The organism is Terriglobia bacterium, from assembly GCA_020073185.1.
Classification (GTDB): Bacteria; Acidobacteriota; Terriglobia; order Terriglobales; family Acidobacteriaceae; genus JAIQGF01.
The window spans coordinates 1-16,190 of the sequence record JAIQFT010000018.1 but is presented as its reverse complement, the minus strand read 5'-3'; the positions used below and the strand labels follow the sequence as shown (position 1 = coordinate 16,190).

Annotated in this window: 18 protein-coding genes and 1 pseudogene; 12 read left to right on the top strand and 7 right to left on the bottom strand. The window is 61.8% G+C overall.

All coding sequences use genetic code 11. The features are described from left to right. Positions 1 to 34: 34 nt before the first annotated feature. Positions 35 to 745, bottom strand: a complete 711-nt coding sequence (locus tag LAN64_08645) for an ABC transporter ATP-binding protein (GenBank protein ID MBZ5567903.1) — start codon at positions 743 to 745, stop codon at positions 35 to 37. Continuing rightward, positions 742 to 1,248 carry a cytochrome c maturation protein CcmE gene (locus LAN64_08640; protein MBZ5567902.1) on the bottom strand — a complete coding sequence of 169 codons (507 nt, stop codon included), beginning with the start codon at positions 1,246 to 1,248 and terminating at the stop codon, positions 742 to 744. The genes LAN64_08645 and LAN64_08640 overlap by 4 nt, the downstream gene beginning before the upstream one ends. A gap of 140 nt (positions 1,249 to 1,388) precedes the next feature. On the opposite strand from LAN64_08640, the gene thiC reads away from it, so the two are divergent. Then, entirely contained in the window at positions 1,389 to 2,852 is a 1,464-nt protein-coding gene (gene thiC / locus LAN64_08635; GenBank protein ID MBZ5567901.1) for a phosphomethylpyrimidine synthase ThiC, read from the top strand. A gap of 100 nt (positions 2,853 to 2,952) precedes the next feature. On the opposite strand, the gene LAN64_08630 is transcribed toward thiC, so the two are convergent. Genes LAN64_08630 through LAN64_08615 form a run of 4 tightly spaced genes read right to left on the bottom strand, consistent with a single transcriptional unit; the run spans position 2,953 to position 5,585 of the window. Then, positions 2,953 to 3,162, bottom strand: a complete 210-nt coding sequence (locus LAN64_08630) for a hypothetical protein (protein ID MBZ5567900.1) — start codon at positions 3,160 to 3,162, stop codon at positions 2,953 to 2,955. A gap of 49 nt (positions 3,163 to 3,211) precedes the next feature. Then, complete coding sequence (locus tag LAN64_08625) at positions 3,212 to 4,168, bottom strand: transketolase family protein (protein ID MBZ5567899.1); 957 nt, start codon at positions 4,166 to 4,168, stop codon at positions 3,212 to 3,214. Between the two features lie 29 nt (positions 4,169 to 4,197). Continuing rightward, positions 4,198 to 5,037 carry a transketolase gene (locus LAN64_08620; GenBank protein ID MBZ5567898.1) on the bottom strand — a complete coding sequence of 280 codons (840 nt, stop codon included), beginning with the start codon at positions 5,035 to 5,037 and terminating at the stop codon, positions 4,198 to 4,200. Next, on the bottom strand, positions 5,034 to 5,585 hold the full coding sequence (locus tag LAN64_08615; GenBank protein ID MBZ5567897.1) for a GAF domain-containing protein: 552 nt from the start codon (positions 5,583 to 5,585) through the stop codon (positions 5,034 to 5,036). Before LAN64_08615 ends, LAN64_08620 begins: the two co-directional genes overlap by 4 nt. Positions 5,586 to 5,776: 191 nt before the next feature. Here LAN64_08615 and LAN64_08610 point away from each other — a divergent pair, with 191 nt between their 5' ends. Continuing rightward, positions 5,777 to 6,640 carry a PilZ domain-containing protein gene (locus LAN64_08610; protein ID MBZ5567896.1) on the top strand — a complete coding sequence of 288 codons (864 nt, stop codon included), beginning with the start codon at positions 5,777 to 5,779 and terminating at the stop codon, positions 6,638 to 6,640. Positions 6,641 to 6,704: 64 nt separating this feature from the next. Here LAN64_08610 and LAN64_08605 read toward each other — a convergent pair whose 3' ends face one another. Next, positions 6,705 to 7,610, bottom strand: coding sequence for a patatin-like phospholipase family protein (locus LAN64_08605; GenBank protein MBZ5567895.1), 906 nt, complete (start codon positions 7,608 to 7,610; stop codon positions 6,705 to 6,707). Between the two features lie 150 nt (positions 7,611 to 7,760). Between LAN64_08605 and LAN64_08600 the strand changes: the two genes are divergently transcribed. The 10 genes and pseudogenes from LAN64_08600 (at position 7,761) to LAN64_08555 (ending at position 16,051) form a co-directional block, all read left to right on the top strand. Next, the gene (locus LAN64_08600; protein MBZ5567894.1) at positions 7,761 to 8,228 is read left to right on the top strand and encodes an NUDIX domain-containing protein; all 468 of its coding nucleotides are present in this window, start codon (positions 7,761 to 7,763) and stop codon (positions 8,226 to 8,228) included. A gap of 459 nt (positions 8,229 to 8,687) precedes the next feature. Beyond that, positions 8,688 to 11,111, top strand: a complete 2,424-nt coding sequence (locus LAN64_08595) for an enoyl-CoA hydratase/isomerase family protein (GenBank protein ID MBZ5567893.1) — start codon at positions 8,688 to 8,690, stop codon at positions 11,109 to 11,111. 4 nt (positions 11,112 to 11,115) lie between these two features. Beyond that, the gene (locus LAN64_08590; protein ID MBZ5567892.1) at positions 11,116 to 11,301 is read left to right on the top strand and encodes a type II toxin-antitoxin system HicA family toxin; all 186 of its coding nucleotides are present in this window, start codon (positions 11,116 to 11,118) and stop codon (positions 11,299 to 11,301) included. Continuing rightward, positions 11,298 to 11,510 carry a type II toxin-antitoxin system HicB family antitoxin gene (locus LAN64_08585; protein MBZ5567891.1) on the top strand — a complete coding sequence of 71 codons (213 nt, stop codon included), beginning with the start codon at positions 11,298 to 11,300 and terminating at the stop codon, positions 11,508 to 11,510. Before LAN64_08590 ends, LAN64_08585 begins: the two co-directional genes overlap by 4 nt. Before the next feature lie 114 nt (positions 11,511 to 11,624). Beyond that, positions 11,625 to 11,836, top strand: a pseudogene (locus tag LAN64_08580) (type II toxin-antitoxin system HicB family antitoxin). 58 nt (positions 11,837 to 11,894) lie between these two features. Further along, positions 11,895 to 12,380 carry a hypothetical protein gene (locus LAN64_08575; GenBank protein ID MBZ5567890.1) on the top strand — a complete coding sequence of 162 codons (486 nt, stop codon included), beginning with the start codon at positions 11,895 to 11,897 and terminating at the stop codon, positions 12,378 to 12,380. Beyond that, the gene (locus LAN64_08570; protein ID MBZ5567889.1) at positions 12,373 to 13,551 is read left to right on the top strand and encodes an acetyl-CoA C-acyltransferase; all 1,179 of its coding nucleotides are present in this window, start codon (positions 12,373 to 12,375) and stop codon (positions 13,549 to 13,551) included. The genes LAN64_08575 and LAN64_08570 overlap by 8 nt, the downstream gene beginning before the upstream one ends. Before the next feature lie 37 nt (positions 13,552 to 13,588). Continuing rightward, entirely contained in the window at positions 13,589 to 14,011 is a 423-nt protein-coding gene (locus tag LAN64_08565; protein MBZ5567888.1) for a GxxExxY protein, read from the top strand. 19 nt (positions 14,012 to 14,030) lie between these two features. Further along, positions 14,031 to 15,818: an acyl-CoA dehydrogenase family protein gene (locus LAN64_08560; GenBank protein ID MBZ5567887.1), complete on the top strand. Its 1,788-nt coding sequence runs from the start codon at positions 14,031 to 14,033 to the stop codon at positions 15,816 to 15,818. A 68-nt stretch (positions 15,819 to 15,886) separates the two neighbouring features. Beyond that, positions 15,887 to 16,051, top strand: a complete 165-nt coding sequence (locus LAN64_08555) for a type II toxin-antitoxin system HicB family antitoxin (GenBank protein ID MBZ5567886.1) — start codon at positions 15,887 to 15,889, stop codon at positions 16,049 to 16,051. Positions 16,052 to 16,190: the final 139 nt, after the last annotated feature.

Sequence of the window (16,190 nt, the reverse complement as noted above, 5' to 3'; positions counted from 1 at the left end):
ACCACGACGGCCCGGAGAGCAATGAGCACGGTGTTCACGAAACCCTCGGCGAAGGCAGCTCGTCGCGAACCTGGGTGCGGCGCTCGGTGATCACGCCGGCGTCCATGAAGATGGATTCGTCGGCCACGCCGTCGAGCAGGGCGGGCTGGTGGGTTACCACAAAAACCGCTTTCCCGGCGTCGCGCATTTCGCCAAGCAGGCGGACCATCTCGCGGGCGGACACGATGTCCACGTTGGAGAAGGGCTCATCGAGCAGGACCACGACGGGGTTATTGAGGATGGCGCGGGCCAGCGACAGCCGCTGCCGCATGCCCTGTGAATACTGGCCGACGCGGCGCGGGAGAGCGGGATCAAGGCCGACGGCGCGCATGACCTCGGCGCAGCGCTCGTCGCCGCGGATGCCATAGAGTTGCGCGAAGTAGCGCAGGTTCTCCATGCCGTCCATTTCGTCGTAGAGCAGCGGGGCGTGCGCCATGTAGCCAATCTGGGCGGCGACGGAACGCGGTAGCGAGGAGCCGAGCACGCTGACCGTGCCGCGTGAGGGGCGCATCAGGCCGGCGATGGCGCGCAGCAGAGTCGACTTCCCTGCCCCATTGTCGCCAAGTACAAGATAGAGGCGGGCAGACACGAACTCGGCGCTGACGCCGCGCAGGGCGGCAAAGCGCCCGTACAGTTTGGTGACCTCGCTGAGGACGATGGCGGGCGCGGATTCCGGATCAGTTATCGTTGGTTGCGAAAGGCTCACTGCGCAAGACCGGCGGTGGTAAGGGTTCCGGCCTGGGCTTTCTGCATCGGCTTGGCCGGGGCATTGGTGGGCTGCGAGCCGGGTGCGCCGGGCTGGTCGGGCGCGGGCGCGTACTTTGAGGCACACTTAGCCTGGAGTTGGTTGGCGTGAAAGATGCCATCGCGTCCGAAGCGGCCCTCGGCCATGGCCTGCGAATCGTCCTTGAAGGTGTCCGGCGGGGCCTCAGTGCCTAAGTACACCACGGGCAGGGTCAGATCGTTCTCCTTGAGCGCGAATTCCACGCGCGAGCCCTGGCGCTTGATGGTGCCGGGTACGACGTTGCCGGCGACGCGCAGCCGCTTGGCGTAGCGGCTGTCGTTCATGTCGCGCAGCTCCTTGATGGTCACGTAATAGCTCTTGCTCTCCTGCACGCCGGTAAAGGCGAGGTAGCCGAGCGAGACGATTACGATGGCGATAGCAACGCCAAATCGAATGTAGGTAAGGCGGCTTTTCAAGTCAGACATACGTCCCCACTAGGCAAACTGTACCCGTCCCGGCAACCCGGGTCAACTTCACTGGATGCCGTGACCTTGCCGCCGGGTGCACAAATGATTACCCGGGATATCGCGGTATAATATTCGTTTTGGGAGGAGCCGACCAACCCATGAGTAAAGTTACGGACAACGGAAACGGGCACGGCAGCAACTGGATTCCCAAGCCACGGGCGGAGTGGATCGCAAGGCGGCGCGAGGAGGCCACGCGCGCCGGGGACGACAATCTCTCGCAGATGCACTACGCGCGCCAGGGCAGGATCAGTGAGGAAATGGGGTTCGTGGCCGAGCGCGAGCGGCTGGCTCCGAACTTGGTTCGCGACGAGGTGGCCGCCGGGCGCATGATCATTCCCGCCAACATCAACCATCCCGAGCTGGAGCCGATGGCGATCGGCGTGGCGTCGAGATGCAAGATCAACTCCAATATCGGCAACTCCGCCGTGACCTCCAATATTGACGAGGAACTGCGCAAACTGCACACCTCCGTGCACTACGGCGCGGACACGGTGATGGACCTGTCCACCGGCGGCGGCATCCACGAGATCCGCGAGGCCATCCTGCGGCACTCGCCGGTGCCCATCGGCACCGTGCCGATTTACGAGGCCATCGCGCGCGTCAAGCGGCTGGAAGACTTGAACGCCGACCTGATGCTGGAAGTCATCGAGGAGCAGGCGGCGCAGGGCGTGGACTACATGACCATCCACGCCGGGGTGCTGATTCAGTACCTGCCTCTGGTGTCGAAGCGCATCACCGGCATCGTCAGCCGCGGCGGGGCCATCCTGGCGCAGTGGATGGCGCATCATCACCGGCAGAATTTCCTCTATGAGCGTTTTGAGGACATCTGCAAGATCTTCAAGAAGTACGACGTCAGCTTTTCGCTCGGCGACGGGCTGCGCCCTGGCAGCGTGGCCGATGCCAGCGACGAGGCGCAGTTCGCCGAACTGAAAACGCTGGGCGAGCTGACTGCCATCGCCTGGAAGCACGATGTGCAGGTCATGATCGAAGGCCCCGGTCACATCCCGATCGACAAGATCAAGGAGCAGGTGGATAAGGAAGTGGAGATGTGCTACGGCGCGCCGTTCTATACGCTGGGGCCGCTGGTCACCGACATCGCGCCGGGCTACGACCACATCACCTCCGCCATCGGCGCGGCCATGATCGGCTGGTACGGTGCGGCCATGCTGTGCTACGTCACCCCCAAGGAACACCTGGGGCTGCCCAACGACAAGGACGTCAAGGACGGCATTATCGCCTACAAGATCGCGGCCCATGCCGCCGACATCGCGCGGCACCGTCCGGGCGCACGCGATCGCGACGACGCGCTCAGCTATGCGCGCTACACCTTCGATTGGGAAAAGCAGTTCGAGCTTTCCCTGGATCCCGAAACGGCCCGATCCATGCACGACGAAACGCTTCCCGACAAGTACTACAAGGAGGCGGCGTTCTGCTCGATGTGCGGCCCGAAATTCTGCTCCATGAACTACTCGGCCAAGGTGGACGAGTACAACAAGCAGGTGCACGGCATCGAGAAGAAGGACTACTCGGAGCTGGTGAACAAGCTGGTGGCGATCAAATAGGCGACAGGCTTCAGGCCGCAGAGGAAACCAAAGCCGCGGTGTTCGCGGCTTTTTGTTTTGTCTTGAGCCTGGCGGGAATTGGGACTCGCCTGGGGGCCGGTCACTCGTTTTTCAGCGAGCGTCTCCACTTGGCGTGAAGCCAAATGAGAATGCCGACGCCGCAGGTTCCCAGCGGCCCGAGAGGGAGGACAATGGCCGTCGCGGGCAGCGGGCCGCTGGTGACGACCTTGACCCCCCAGATGACACCGGCGGCGGCGATCAGGCTTGCGATCTGCTCTTCACCGTGAATTCGCGTGCATTTTCGTATCACGCGCCTTAGCACAATCCCAACCTAGCACTTCCCCGCCGGACGAGCGAGGTCACATGTGTGCCATGGCCTTCGGTTCTTTCCTTTTCAGGACGCGTTTCACTGCGGAAACGATGTGCGGCGCAGTCAGTCCGTACTTTTCCATCAACTGGTCGGGTGTGCCGGATTCGGCATAGGTATTCTGGATGCCGACGAACTCCATGGGCACGGGATGCGAAGCGGCGACGGATTTCGCCACCTGCGCGCCCAGGCCGCCGTCGAGCAGATGCTCCTCGGCGGTAACGATGGCGCCGCACTCGCGCGCCGCGCCGGCCACAGCCTCATCGTCAAGCGGCTTGACGGTGTGCATGTCGAGCACGCGCGCGGAAATGCCCTCGTCTTCCAGTTGCGCCTGGGCTTGCAACGCGTAACCGACTTCCAAGCCGCAGGCGACGATGGCGACGTCGCGTCCAACTCCGTGTTGCTTGGCTCTGCCGATTTCAAACTTATCTTCTGCGGTGTAAAGGATAGGCGCCTTGGGGCGTCCGGTGCGCATGTAGCAGGGGCCATTCCACTCGGCCATGCGGTGCACCAGGGCGCGAGCACAAAACTCGTCGGAAGGTATGAGCACCACGAACCCGGCCAAGCCGCAGGCCAGCGCGAGGTCTTCGACGGCCATCTGGCTGGGGCCGTCCTCGCCAATGGAAATGCCGCCGTGCGAGCCGACGAACTTGGCGTTAACGTGCGGGTACGCCACCGACATGCGCAACTGGTCGTAGCCCTTGTCCATGAGGAAGACAGCGAAGGACGACGCAAAGGGAATTTTTCCGTTGAGCGCCAGTCCGCCCGCCATGCCGACCATGTTGGCCTCGGCGATGCCGACGGTGAAGAAGCGGTCGGGAAATTCCTTGCCGAATTTCGCGCTGTAGGTGGACTTGGCGAGGTCGGCATCGAGGGCAACCACGTTGGGATTGGCCCGGCCCAACTCCACCAGCGCCTGTCCGTAGGCCTCGCGCGTGGCTACGCCCATCTTGAGCTCGAATTTGTTACTCGTGGTCTTCACCGCGCGTTGGCCTCCAGCTCCTTCAGCGCCGCCTCGACCTGTTCTTTTTTCGGCGCCATGCCGTGCCACTCCGGATTATTCTCCATGAACGACACGCCTTTGCCCTTGATGGTATGGGCAATCACCGCCGTGGGACGCGAAGTCAGCCCGGCGCGCGCCTGCTGCAGGGCGGCAATGCATTGCTCCAGGTCGTGGCCATCGATCTCGATGACGTTCCAGTTGAACGAGCGGAATTTTTCCGCGACCGGCGCGGGATCGAGGATGTCAACGAGGAAGCCGTCGAGTTGCTGCTGGTTGTAGTCCACGATCACGGTCAGGTTCGAGAGGCGGTGGAAACCCGCGTACATGGCGGCTTCCCAGATCTGCCCTTCCTGGATTTCACCGTCGCCGACCATGACAAAGGTGTGCCAGTCGCGCTTGTCCAGACGCGCCGCCAGCGCCATGCCGATACCAATGGAAATTCCCTGCCCCAGCGATCCGGTGGAGGCTTCCAAAACCGGCAGCATCCGCTTGTCGGGATGACCTTGCAGCGGCGACCCCAGCTTGCGCAACGTGGACAGCAGGGCCGGGTCGAGATAGCCGGCCTCGGCCAGCGTGGCATAGAGCACGGGAACGCCATGTCCCTTGGAGAGCACGAAGCGGTCACGCTCGGGCCAGTCGGGGCGCTGGGGATCGTGCTGCAGCACGCGGAAATAAAGCGCGACCAGCAACTCCACCGCGGAGAGCGATCCGCCCGGGTGACCGCTGCCGGCCGCGCCAATCATCTTCACGATTTCAATACGAATGCGGTTGGCGACCTGCTTGAGGTTGGTAATCGGCTCCACCAGGGTGCTCATGAACGGACTCTGTCTCCTGCGGCGGGGCGCAAAGGCACCTGCCTTTCGGTTTGAGGGTGGCCGGACTGCATCACTAGGTATTTTCCGCGTCCGCTGAGGAATTGCGCGAGCACGCTGGCGACTTCATACAGCAGAACGCGTTCTTCGTAGGCAGACGCGTTCCGGCGGTCGCTTTCAACGTCCATCACGCCGATCACGTGCGTGCCGATCTTGATGGGCGTGACCAACTCGGAACGGGTCTCGCGGAAAACTTGGAAGTACTGCGGATCGCGGCTGACGTCGGGCACGACCTTCGCCCTACCGGTTTTCGCCGCCTCGCCGACATTGCCCTCGCCCACGCGCATGCAGTCGCAGCGCGGCGCAGGTCCCGCCGAGGCGACCCGCAGCAGGCCTTCGCCCGTCGCCAGATAGATCGTGACCGCGAAGTATTGCCGCGAGCTTTGCAGCAGCCCGGCGACCGCGTCCAACGGCGACTTGGGATTCTGCGCGCCGCGGATTTCGCGCAGCGGCAGCCGCCCACGCGAGGCAAGCCGGGGTTTGGGCGCCAATACTTGCTCCACGGCCTCCAGTACTACCCGCGCAGAACGATAAGATTTCACGGCAGTAACCTGAACGATGGGAATATTCTAAATCTATCCGCCCAGATTTGCCGGGTCAATAAAACGGTTGATACTTTTGGCGGTTTTGTGCTGGCGTCGATCTCGACGACGGCTGACGCCAGCACTGAGGGGCAACGTCGATGGGTGCGCGAAAAGGCAAGCGGCTGCAGATCGAGTTGCCCGTGTCCGTTTCCGGCTTCGACATGAATGGCGACCCGTTTGTGCAGAAGGCGAAAACAGTGGACATCAGTTGGTGTGGCATCCGGCTCAAGGGAATTCGTTGCGTCCGCGGCCCTGGCGACATCGTGCGGGTGCAATACAAAGATAAGCGGGGGCGCTACCGCGTTGTCTGGATGGAAAAGGACACTGCCACGCTGGGATTGGAGGGTGTGGAAGGGGCCAGGCTGCTTTTTGGCGATCATTTGCCACCCTCGGCGGGCATACACGATGAGGTTGACACCTACTCGCCGCCGCCTGCAGTGCAATCTGCGGCGTCATCGACGCATGGAGCGGAGCGTCGTGCAGGCGATCGTCGCCAGGGCGAACGGAGGCGATACCCACGCTACAATTGCGCCGGCATTGCCAGCGTGCGCGAGTCAAACAGCCATTTCGGTTCGGAAGGCCGCGTCCTGGATATTTCAATGTGCGGCTGCTATGTGGAAATGATGTCGCCCATGCGCGTCGGCACCCCGATCCGCCTCGACATCAACTTTAGCGGCCATGCCTTGAGTTTGCCGGCCATCGTCCGCATGGCCCAGCTCAACATGGGTATGGGAGTGGAATTCACCGATGTCCCGCCCGGCGAGATGGAGAAGCTCCGCCAGGCGATTGCTGAACTCAGCGGGGAGCCTCAGAGGGCGGCCGCTACGGCGACCTCCGCACCGGCTGGGTCCGCTGCCGCAATCCAGCTCGGCAGCGCGGTCTTGCGATGGTTCGCTACCCACGAGCAATTGACCCGCAAGGAATTCCAAGAGTTGCTGCGAGAAAACAAGCAGCCTTCGTAACTCTCCTGGAAGAGTCGGAGACCGCGGATGCCGCCGAGATCAGCGCCGCTGTCGAGCCTGTTATCTAAGCCGGCGAGGGCGCCTTCACCGGGGTTGTCAGCGTCACCGGCTCCGGCGGTCCGAACCACTGCTTGATCGCGGGCAGCGCGGCACGGGCTGCTACCTCACCCGCCCGAATCAATTCCGGTGCGCGCTCGAAGTGGTCGTAGCTGAAGCCGCGCACTTCGGGCTGGAGCACTACGTCGGCGGCGGCTTCCCACAATCCGCACATCTTCGACTGCGCGATCGAGAAGCACTGCCCGATGACGTCAAGTATGTGTCGTGGGCCATCCGCACTCGCCCAGGGCGCGCTGAGGTAGACGGCAATGACGCGCTGCGCGCCCATGTCGCGCAAGGGACCGGTGGGAACCGCGTGCGCGAGTAGGCCGTCCACCAGCAGGCGGCCGCCCACCTTAACCGGGCTGAACATCCCGGGATAGGCGCAACTGGCGCGCACCGCGTCCACCAGCGGCCCGGCGCGGAAAACCACTCCTTCCCCGCTGGCAAAATCGGTGGCGGCCACAGCCAAGGGAATCTTTAGGTCCTCAAACGTGCGGCTCTTCAGCATCTTGCCGAGAAACGTCGCCATGCGATCGTTGCTGGCCAGACCGTAGCGCGAGATCGTCCAGCGCGCGAAATCCCGAAAGCGCACCCGGGCTGCCATCTCCTCCAGTTCCTTGGCGGAGATGCCGCTGCAGTATGCCGCGCCGATCACCGAGCCCACGCTCGTACCGGCGATGAAGTTGACGGGAATACCTTCTTGCTCGAAAACCTTGAGCACGCCGATGTGGGCCAGGCCGCGGGCAAAACCGCCGCCCAGCGCCAGTCCGACCGAAGGTGGTAGTGGCGCCGCCGGTGCAAGCGGCGAGTCTGAGATGCGTTTCAGCCCGCGCGCGAACGCGCGAACCGAGCGCGCTATTTTGTGTAACATACCTATGATCCAGCGTACATCCGGCCCCACGCGGACGCTGTATTGGCTATGATGCCCCGTGCTGTTCCCATGATTCAGAAGTGCAGCCGGCGACGCCAGAATACCGTGGTCACCGCGCGCCATACCCGAGGTTACTGAGGCTACTCTTTGATGGTGCGCGAATTTTCTGCCGGAGGCGTGGTCCTCCGCCGCATGCAGGAACGGTGGTGGGTGGCCGTGATCGAGCCGCAGAGCCGGCGTAAACCCGGCGCTCCCGCCAGCGTGCTCGCACTGCCCAAGGGCAACGTGGACAAAGGGGAAAAGCCGGAGGAAACGGCAGTCCGCGAGGTGCGCGAAGAAACCGGTGTGGAGGCCGACCTGCTCTCCAAGCTCACCGATATCGAGTACATCTACATTCGCTCCTGGGGCGGCCGCGAGCGCGTGTTCAAGAGCGTCAGCTTTTTCCTGCTGATGTACCGCAGCGGGCGCATCGGCCACATTACCCCGGCGATGCGGCGCGAAGTCCGCCAGTCCCTCTGGCTCCCCTTGGATGAGGCCCCGGGCAAGCTCAGCTACCGTGGCGAGCGCGACGTGGTGAAGCTTGCACAGCGATATCTGGCGGCTCATCCGGAACCTTAGCGAGGCCGCCATGCCACGGACGCCGCACCTCGACCCCACGTTGGTGACGGTGTTCGGCCGCGTCAAGGGACGGTTCACTGGGGCACTGATCAGTACCTTCACCGGTGCAGTTCCATTTCGGAGCGTATCACAAGCATTGGTGACCGGTGCACTTGCCCCCGGAGCAACTTATATGTTACCCGCGCTCACCTCGTAAACTGCAGAGCCGCAAGGATTTATCTTGACGTCCGCAGGACACTTCCGGTAATGTGTATACAACTTAATAGAAAGGGCGCGCCGCTGCCATCCTCACCCCACATCTACGCGGCGCGCCCAAATTGTTTTGGGCCTCAATTCCCGCAATAATTCCTTCCCAATCGCGCGCTAATTTTTCGCTGTCCTCAGCGTCCACATCACAGGCTAGACGGGGATCAAGCTGCTATATTGTCCGCCGGGGTACCCCTCCCCCCGGATTCCGCCATGATGAAACAAATTGAGAAGGTTGCTGTCCTGGGCGCCGGGACCATGGGCGCGCGCATTGCCGCCCACCTGGCCAACGCCGCTGTTCCCTCCTACCTGCTGGACATCATTGTGCCCGACGCCGACGGCGAGGCGCGCAACCGCGTCGCCGCCGGCGGCCTGGAGGCCGCGCGCAAGTCGAAGCCGGCGGCGTTTTTCGAGACGTCGCTGGCGCGCCTGATCACTATCGGCAACTTCGAAGACCACATGAAGTATGTGGCCGAGGCCGATTGGGTGATCGAGGCGGTGGTCGAAGATCTGGCCATCAAGCGCACGCTGCTGAAGAAAGTGGAGGCCACTCGCAGGCCGGGCGCCATCGTCACCACCAATACCAGCGGCCTGCCGGTGGCCAAGATCGCCGAGGGCTTCAGTGACGACTTCCGCCGCCACTGGTTCGGCACGCACTTTTTCAATCCGCCGCGCTACATGCGCCTGCTGGAAATCATACCCACCGAGGACAGCGATCGCGCCGCGGTCGAGGCGATCTCGCACTTTTGCGACGTGCGCCTGGGCAAGGGGATCGTCGTCTCCAAAGACACGCCCAACTTCATCGCCAACCGCATCGGCACGTTTTCCGCGCTCAACGTTATGCGCCTGATGCAGGAGATGGACCTCATCATCGAGGAAGTGGATGCGCTCACCGGCAGCGCGGTCGGCTGGCCGAAGATGGGCACCTTTCGCCTGGCCGACATGGTCGGGCTCGACGTTCTTGGGCACGTCGTATCGAACATGACGCGCAGCTTGAAGGACGAGCGCAGCGACCTCAAACTGCCCGATTTCTTCAACGCCATGCTCGAGCGCAAGTGGCTGGGCGACAAATCCAAGGGCGGCTTCTACAAGAAAACCAAAGGCGCGCCGGGCAAAGACGACGAGCGGCTGGCGCTGGATTGGAAGACGCTGGAGTATCGCCCGCGGCAGAAGGCGAAGTTCCCCGCCCTCGACATGGCGAAGCAGATCGAGGACACCGCGCAGCGCCTGCGCACGCTGCTCGGCACCGACGGCAGCGGCCCGCAGAAAGGCGACCGCGCCGGCCAGTTCCTGTGGTCGGTGCTATCGGACCTGTGGACGTACTCGGCCAACCGCATCGGCGAAATCTGTGATTCGATTGTCGAGATTGATCGCGCCATGCGCCTCGGCTTCAACTGGGAGATGGGCCCGTTCGAGTTGTGGGATGCGGCCGGGGTCGAACCCACGGTCGCTCGCATGAAGAAGGAAGGCCGCCCGGTGGCGGAAAATGTCTCCCGCCTGCTCGCCTCCGGCAAGAAAACGTGGTACAGCGACGCAGTGGGCGCGTCTTCGGGCGTGGCGTACTTCGATGTAGCCACCGCCAGCTACAAGAGCCAGCAAGTGCCGCCCGGAATCTGGTCGGTGCAGGTGGCGAAAAAATCCGGCGGTGTGGTCAAGAAGAATGCGGGCGCGACGCTGGTGGACCTAGGCGACGGCGTCGGCTGCATCGAGTTCCACACCAAGATGAACGCCATCGGCGGCGACATCATTCAACTTGTAACCCAGACGCTAAAGCCCGGTGGCCCTGGCGATAACTTCGACGCTTTCGTCATCACCAACGACGGCCAGCACTTTTCCGCCGGCGCCAACATCATGCTGCTGCTGATGGCCATCCAGGAAGAGGAGTGGGACGAGATTGACATGATCATCCGCCAGTTCCAGGGGATGACGCAGGCGATCAAATTCTCTCCGAAACCCGTGGTGGTGGCGCCTTTCGGGATGACCTTGGGCGGCGGTTGCGAGATCTCCCTGCACGGCGCGGCGCGGCATCCGCACGCCGAGCTCTACATGGGACTGGTGGAAGTTGGCGTTGGCCTGCTGCCCGGCGGCGGCGGATGCAAGGAGATGACGCTGCGCGCGGTGGACGCGGCGGCTTCCATTAGGCCCGACGGCCGCGGGGAGTCGGTCGAACTCATGGAGGCGATGAAGAAAGCGTTCGAGACCGTCGCAATGGCCAAAGTCTCAACCTCGGTCGCCGAAGCGCGCGCCTTCGGCTTTCTCGCGCCGGTTGACCAGGTCACCATGAACCGCGACCGCGTCCTCGCTGACGCCAAGGCGCACGTGCTCGAACTGACGCGTTCGTACAAGCCGCCGCGCCCGCGCATCGACATTCCCGCGCCGGGCGAAAGCATTTTGGCGACTTTAAAGCTTGGCGTCCATCTAATGCGGCAAGGGGAGTACGTCACCGAGCACGAAGTTAAGGTCGGCAACAAAGTCGCGGAAGTCCTCTGCGGCGGCGCGATCACGCCCGGCACGCCTGTAAGCGAGCAATATCTGCTCGATTGCGAGCGCGAGGCGTTCAAGTCGCTCTGCGGCGAGAAGAAAACGCAGGAGCGCATTGCCTTCACGCTGAAGACGGGGAAGCCGCTGAGGAACTGACGTCATGAAAGTTCGTGACGTCATCAAGTGGATGGAACAGGAAGGCTGGAGACTCAAACGGGTCAAGGGTAGTCATCGACAATACCGCCATTCGAGTAAGGCTGGTACGGTGACTGTCCCCGGACATCCCGGCGACGACCTTCCGCCCGGGACGCTGAACAGCATCAAGAAACAGGCAGGGCTGAAATGAAGTACGCAGTCGTTTTTGAAGAGTCGGCTACCGGATATGCGGCCTACGTGCCGGACTTGCCCGGTTGCGTCACGACAGGAAAAACGCTCGATGAGACCGAACGGCTAATCCGCGAGGCGATTGAATTTCACATCGAGAGCCTTCGCGAACACGGGGAGCCGGTGCCCCAGCCGACTACAAAAACGGAATACATTGCGGTCGGAGACTGAATCACCTTCAGCCGTGCGGCTACTTCTTGCCCAGTTGGGGTTGAACCTAGCAGGTGGCGTGAGCCACCGGGATACGCGCAAGAAAACAACCGAGTCCCACAAGGACGGCACGAAATGAAGTACGCAGTCATTTTCGAAGAATCAGGCACTGGCTGGGGCGCGTATGTTCCCGACTTGCCAGGGCTCGGTTGGCCGGCGCAACCATGGAAGAGGTGAAGCAGCTCGTCCGTGAAGCCATTGAATTTCATCTCGAAGGTATGCGCATGCACGGGGAGCCGATTCCGGAACCAAGCACGGTTACGGAGTACGTGACGGTCGGCGATTGACAACAAATCCGAGAGCGGATTGCGTTCACGCTGTGACGGGGAAACCGCTGAGGAATTGATGTTCAGCTTTGGTGGGTATTTCAAGGACAGGTTTGATCCGGTGCTCTTCAGGGCAGCACATATGGTCGGTGTTCTTCCGCCGGAGGGTTTACCTGAAATCGCACAACGCGCGCTGGAGCGTGGGTTTGATGGCCCGAGCATTCGGTTCATTGCCGCCTTGAATGGCCCTACGCTTCGCGAAATTTCTCACACACTGTCGCAATTCTTTGACGAGCTCGGCACTGTTTCCACGTCGCAGAAAGACGCCGCACTGACACTGAGTCGAGCGATTGCTGAAGATATTTGTGAAGGCCGCTTGGATCCGTACGAAGGCGCGAATGTTATCTGGCGCCGAATCTATCACAAAGTAGGCGAGCCTGTAGAGCTACTCCCCTTTGTCGGTCTGGGCAGCGAGTACGAAGATAATCCGTATTTGAGAACTAAACTGGCTGCCGACATTGTTGAAGCAGCAAAGAGTTTCTGTGCGAAGGTACAAAATGCGTGAAGTAATCATTGCTAGTTCCGTCCGCACGCCCGTCGGCAAGGCCTACAAGGGCACGCTGCGCGCCACCCGACCCGATGAACTGGGCGCCATCGCCATTCGCGGCGCACTCGAAAGAGTGCCGCAAGTCGATCCCAAAGAGATCGAAGACGTCATCATGGGCTGCGCCATGCCCGAAGCCGAGCAGGGCATGAACGTCGCCCGCATCGCCTCGCTGCGCGCCGGCCTGCCGGTGGAATGTTCGGCCATGACCGTGAACCGCTTTTGCTCTTCCGGCCTGCAGGCGATTGCCATGGCGGCCGAGCGCATCATGGCGGGTGGCGCCGAGGTGATTCTGGCCGGCGGTCTGGAATCCATGACCATGATTCCCATGGGCGGGCACAAGGTCTCGGCCAACCCCTGGCTGGTGGCGAATTATCCCGACGCCTACCTCTCCATGGGCCTGACCGCCGAGCGCATTGCCAAACGCTTCGGCGTGACCCGCGAAATGTCCGACGAGTTCTCGCTCAACTCGCACAAAAAAGCGATTGCGGCGATCGAGGCGGGGCGCTTCGAAGAAGAAATCGTTCCCGTGCCCGTCAGCTTCACCACGCCGAACGGCTCGAAGCCGAAGCGTCAGGAAATCATCTTTAAGGTTGACGAAGGCCCGCGCGCCGATACGTCCATGGAAGTCCTGGGCGCGCTGCGGCCCGCGTTCCATGCCCATGGCATCGTGACCGCCGGCAGTTCCTCGCAGATGTCCGACGGCGCGGCGGCCGCCGTGGTCATGTCCGCGGACCGAGCGCAGCAGCTTGGCATCAAGCCACTGGCTCGTTTTGTTGCGTTCGCTACCGCCGGTTACAAACCGGAGGAAATGGGCGTGGGGCCGGTCTACGCGATTCCGAAAGCACTGAAAATCGCAGGGCTCAAACTTTCCGACATCGACGTCATCGAACTCAACGAAGCGTTCGCCGCCCAGTCGCTCTGCGTGATTCAGGAAGCGCGGCTGGATCCGGCGCGCGTGAATCCCAACGGTGGCGCGGTGGCGCTCGGGCATCCCCTGGGCTGCACCGGCGCCAAGCTGACGGCCACCATCATTCGCGAACTCAAGCGCCGCAACGGACGCTACGGCATCGTGACCATGTGCGTCGGCGGCGGCATGGGCGCGGCTGGAATTTTTGAGAATGTTCCTTAACCACAGAGGGCACAGAGGTACACAGAGGGAAAAGAGAATGGAAATCAATGACATCACCTCTGAAATCATCGACAGCGCAATGAAGGTGCATACGGCCCTGGGACCCGGCCTTCTCGAGAAAGCCTACGAAGCGTGTTTGTTACATGAATTGCGGAAGCGCGGTTTGAAAGCTGCTTCGCAAGTTGAGTTGCCGGTTATCTATGACGGCGTTCGGATTGACGCTGGATACAGAATCGATCTGCTGGTCGAGGATTTGGTGATCGTAGAACTGAAAGCTTGCGAAGGCATTACGCCTGTATACGAAGCGCAATTGATTTCATACCTCAAGCTCAGCGGCAGGCCGGTCGGGCTGCTGATCAATTTCAACGTCAAGCATTTGCGGGACGGCATCAAGAGGTTCGTCGAAGGAAGAGGTTGGGAGAAGCCTCTGCGAGCCTCTGTGGCCTCTGTGGTTTCGTAAGAGATAAGAGAGAGGACTTATGGCGACAGCAACACCTGTAACACGCACGAAAATCACCGGCGGCAGTTTTCTCATTGAAGAACGCCGGCTCGATGAAGTCTTCACGCCCGAGGATTTCACCGACGAGCACCGTCAGATCGCGCAAACGACCGACGAATTCGCGCTCAAAGAAATCGCTCCCGTGGCCGACAAGCTGGAGAAAAAGGACTGGGCGCTTACTCGCGAGCTGCTGACCAAGGCCAGCGAGCTCGGGCTGACCTCGGTGGAAGTCCCCGAAACCTACGGCGGCATGGACATGGACAAGGTCAGCGCCGCCATCGTCGCGGAGCGTATCGCCAAGTACGGCAGCTTTGTCGTGACCTTCGGCGCGCACTCCGGCATCGGCACGCTACCCATCGTCTATTTCGGCACCGAAGAACAGAAGCGGAAATATTTGCCCAAGCTGGCGACGGCGGAATTTGTCGGCGCCTACGCGCTGTCGGAATCCTCCTCCGGCTCCGACGCGCTGAATTGCCGCACCAAGGCCGTGCTCTCGCCCGACGGCAAGCACTACATCCTCAACGGCGAAAAAATGTGGATCACCAACGCCAACTTCGCCGACGTGTTCATTATCTTCGCCAAAGTCGACGGCGAAAAGTTCACCGCCTTCATCGTCGAAAAGACTTTCCCCGGCTTCGCGGTCGGCGCCGAAGAGCACAAGATGGGCATCCGCGGCTCGTCCACCTGCCCACTCATCCTCAACGACTGCCAGGTCCCGGTGGAGAACCTGCTGGGTGATATCGGCAAGGGTCACATCATCGCGTTTAATATTCTTAACGTCGGCCGCTTCAAACTCGGCGCCGGATGCGTCGGCGGCGCGCGCACCGCGCTGCAGGACGCCATCGCTTACGCCAAGCAGCGCAAGGCCTTCAACACCACTATTTCGCAGTTCGGCCTGATTCGCGAAATGATCGCCGACATGGCGGTCGACATCTGGACCGGTGAAAGTGCGGTCTATCGCACGGTCGGCATGATGGACGTCGCGCTCGGCGAAATTGACAAGAGCTCGCCCGACGCGGCGCGCGAAGTCCGTAAAGCCATCGAAGAGTATGCCGTCGAGTGCTCCATCATCAAGGTGTGGGGCTCGGAGGCGCTGGACCGCGCCGTGGACGCCACGGTGCAGATCTATGGCGGCTACGGCTTCGTGGAAGAGTACCCGGCGGAGCGCGCCTACCGCGATTCGCGCGTCAACCGCATCTTCGAGGGCACCAACGAAATCAATCGCCTCATCATCACTGGCTTTTTGATGAAACGCGCCATGACCGGACAGTTGCCGCTCATGCCCGCCATCAAGAGGCTGATGGACGAGGTTCTGGGCGGGCCCTCGATGTCGGAAACTCCGGAAGGGCCGCTGGGCGCGGAGAAGGCGATCGTGAGCAACGCAAAGAAGATCGCGCTGTTCACCGCCGGCGCCGCGTCGCAGAAATACATGCAGAAGCTGGTGGACCAGCAGGAGATCATGGGCGCGCTGGCCGACATCATCATCGAGACCTACTGCATGGAGTCGGCGCTGCTGCGCGCGGAAAAGCTGGGCGGGCGCGATGGCGAACTCGCCACCGCCATGACGCAGGTCTACGTGGCGCGCGCCATGGAAACCGTCGAGGCAGCGGCGCGCAAGGTAATCGCCGCCATCGCCGAGGGCGACATGCTGCGCACCCAGATGGCAATCCTGCGCCGCTTGCTCAAGTACGAACCCATCAACACGATCGCGCTGCGGGAGAAGATCGCCGCGCGCGTGATCGAGCAAGGCAAGTACGTAACCGCGTAATTTTGAGGCGATAAACACACGGAGACACGGTGGTTCAATCTTCCGTGTCTCCGTGTTATTGTTTGCCTATGGCGGTGCGCCGCTTGACCGCCGTCGTGCACCAGGAAGAGAAGAACCTCTACGTCACCGATTGTCCTGAGATCGGCACGGTGAGCCAGGGCACGACCGTCGAAGAAGCAGTGGCCAATCTGAAGGAAGCGACAGAGCTTTACCTCGAAGAATTTCCCTCCTGACCTTAGAGCGGTTCCCGAGTAGATATACCCGCGAATGAGTGTTTGGACGTAAGCTGCTGGTGCTGGCGGTCTCTGCGAATACAGCTGATGGCACGAGCCTTTTCCGACGATCTGCGGCGGAGGATTTTGGTGGCGTACG

What these genes read in the sequence shown, in the direction of transcription:
- LAN64_08620 (MBZ5567898.1), bottom strand. Translation starts at nt 5,037, where the DNA reads ATGAGCACCCTGGTGGAGCCGATTACCAACCTCAAGCAGGTCGCCAAC.
- LAN64_08565 (MBZ5567888.1), top strand. Translation starts at nt 13,589, where the DNA reads ATGGAAATCAATGACATCACCTCTGAAATCATCGACAGCGCAATGAAG.
- LAN64_08625 (MBZ5567899.1), bottom strand. Translation starts at nt 4,168, where the DNA reads ATGGGCGTAGCCACGCGCGAGGCCTACGGACAGGCGCTGGTGGAGTTG.
- LAN64_08570 (MBZ5567889.1), top strand. Translation starts at nt 12,373, where the DNA reads ATGCGTGAAGTAATCATTGCTAGTTCCGTCCGCACGCCCGTCGGCAAG.
- LAN64_08605 (MBZ5567895.1), bottom strand. Translation starts at nt 7,610, where the DNA reads ATGTTACACAAAATAGCGCGCTCGGTTCGCGCGTTCGCGCGCGGGCTG.
- LAN64_08595 (MBZ5567893.1), top strand. Translation starts at nt 8,688, where the DNA reads ATGATGAAACAAATTGAGAAGGTTGCTGTCCTGGGCGCCGGGACCATG.
- LAN64_08560 (MBZ5567887.1), top strand. Translation starts at nt 14,031, where the DNA reads ATGGCGACAGCAACACCTGTAACACGCACGAAAATCACCGGCGGCAGT.
- LAN64_08600 (MBZ5567894.1), top strand. Translation starts at nt 7,761, where the DNA reads ATGGTGCGCGAATTTTCTGCCGGAGGCGTGGTCCTCCGCCGCATGCAG.
- thiC (MBZ5567901.1), top strand. Translation starts at nt 1,389, where the DNA reads ATGAGTAAAGTTACGGACAACGGAAACGGGCACGGCAGCAACTGGATT.
- LAN64_08555 (MBZ5567886.1), top strand. Translation starts at nt 15,887, where the DNA reads ATGGCGGTGCGCCGCTTGACCGCCGTCGTGCACCAGGAAGAGAAGAAC.
- LAN64_08590 (MBZ5567892.1), top strand. Translation starts at nt 11,116, where the DNA reads ATGAAAGTTCGTGACGTCATCAAGTGGATGGAACAGGAAGGCTGGAGA.
- LAN64_08585 (MBZ5567891.1), top strand. Translation starts at nt 11,298, where the DNA reads ATGAAGTACGCAGTCGTTTTTGAAGAGTCGGCTACCGGATATGCGGCC.
- LAN64_08610 (MBZ5567896.1), top strand. Translation starts at nt 5,777, where the DNA reads ATGGGTGCGCGAAAAGGCAAGCGGCTGCAGATCGAGTTGCCCGTGTCC.
- LAN64_08575 (MBZ5567890.1), top strand. Translation starts at nt 11,895, where the DNA reads ATGTTCAGCTTTGGTGGGTATTTCAAGGACAGGTTTGATCCGGTGCTC.
- LAN64_08640 (MBZ5567902.1), bottom strand. Translation starts at nt 1,248, where the DNA reads ATGTCTGACTTGAAAAGCCGCCTTACCTACATTCGATTTGGCGTTGCT.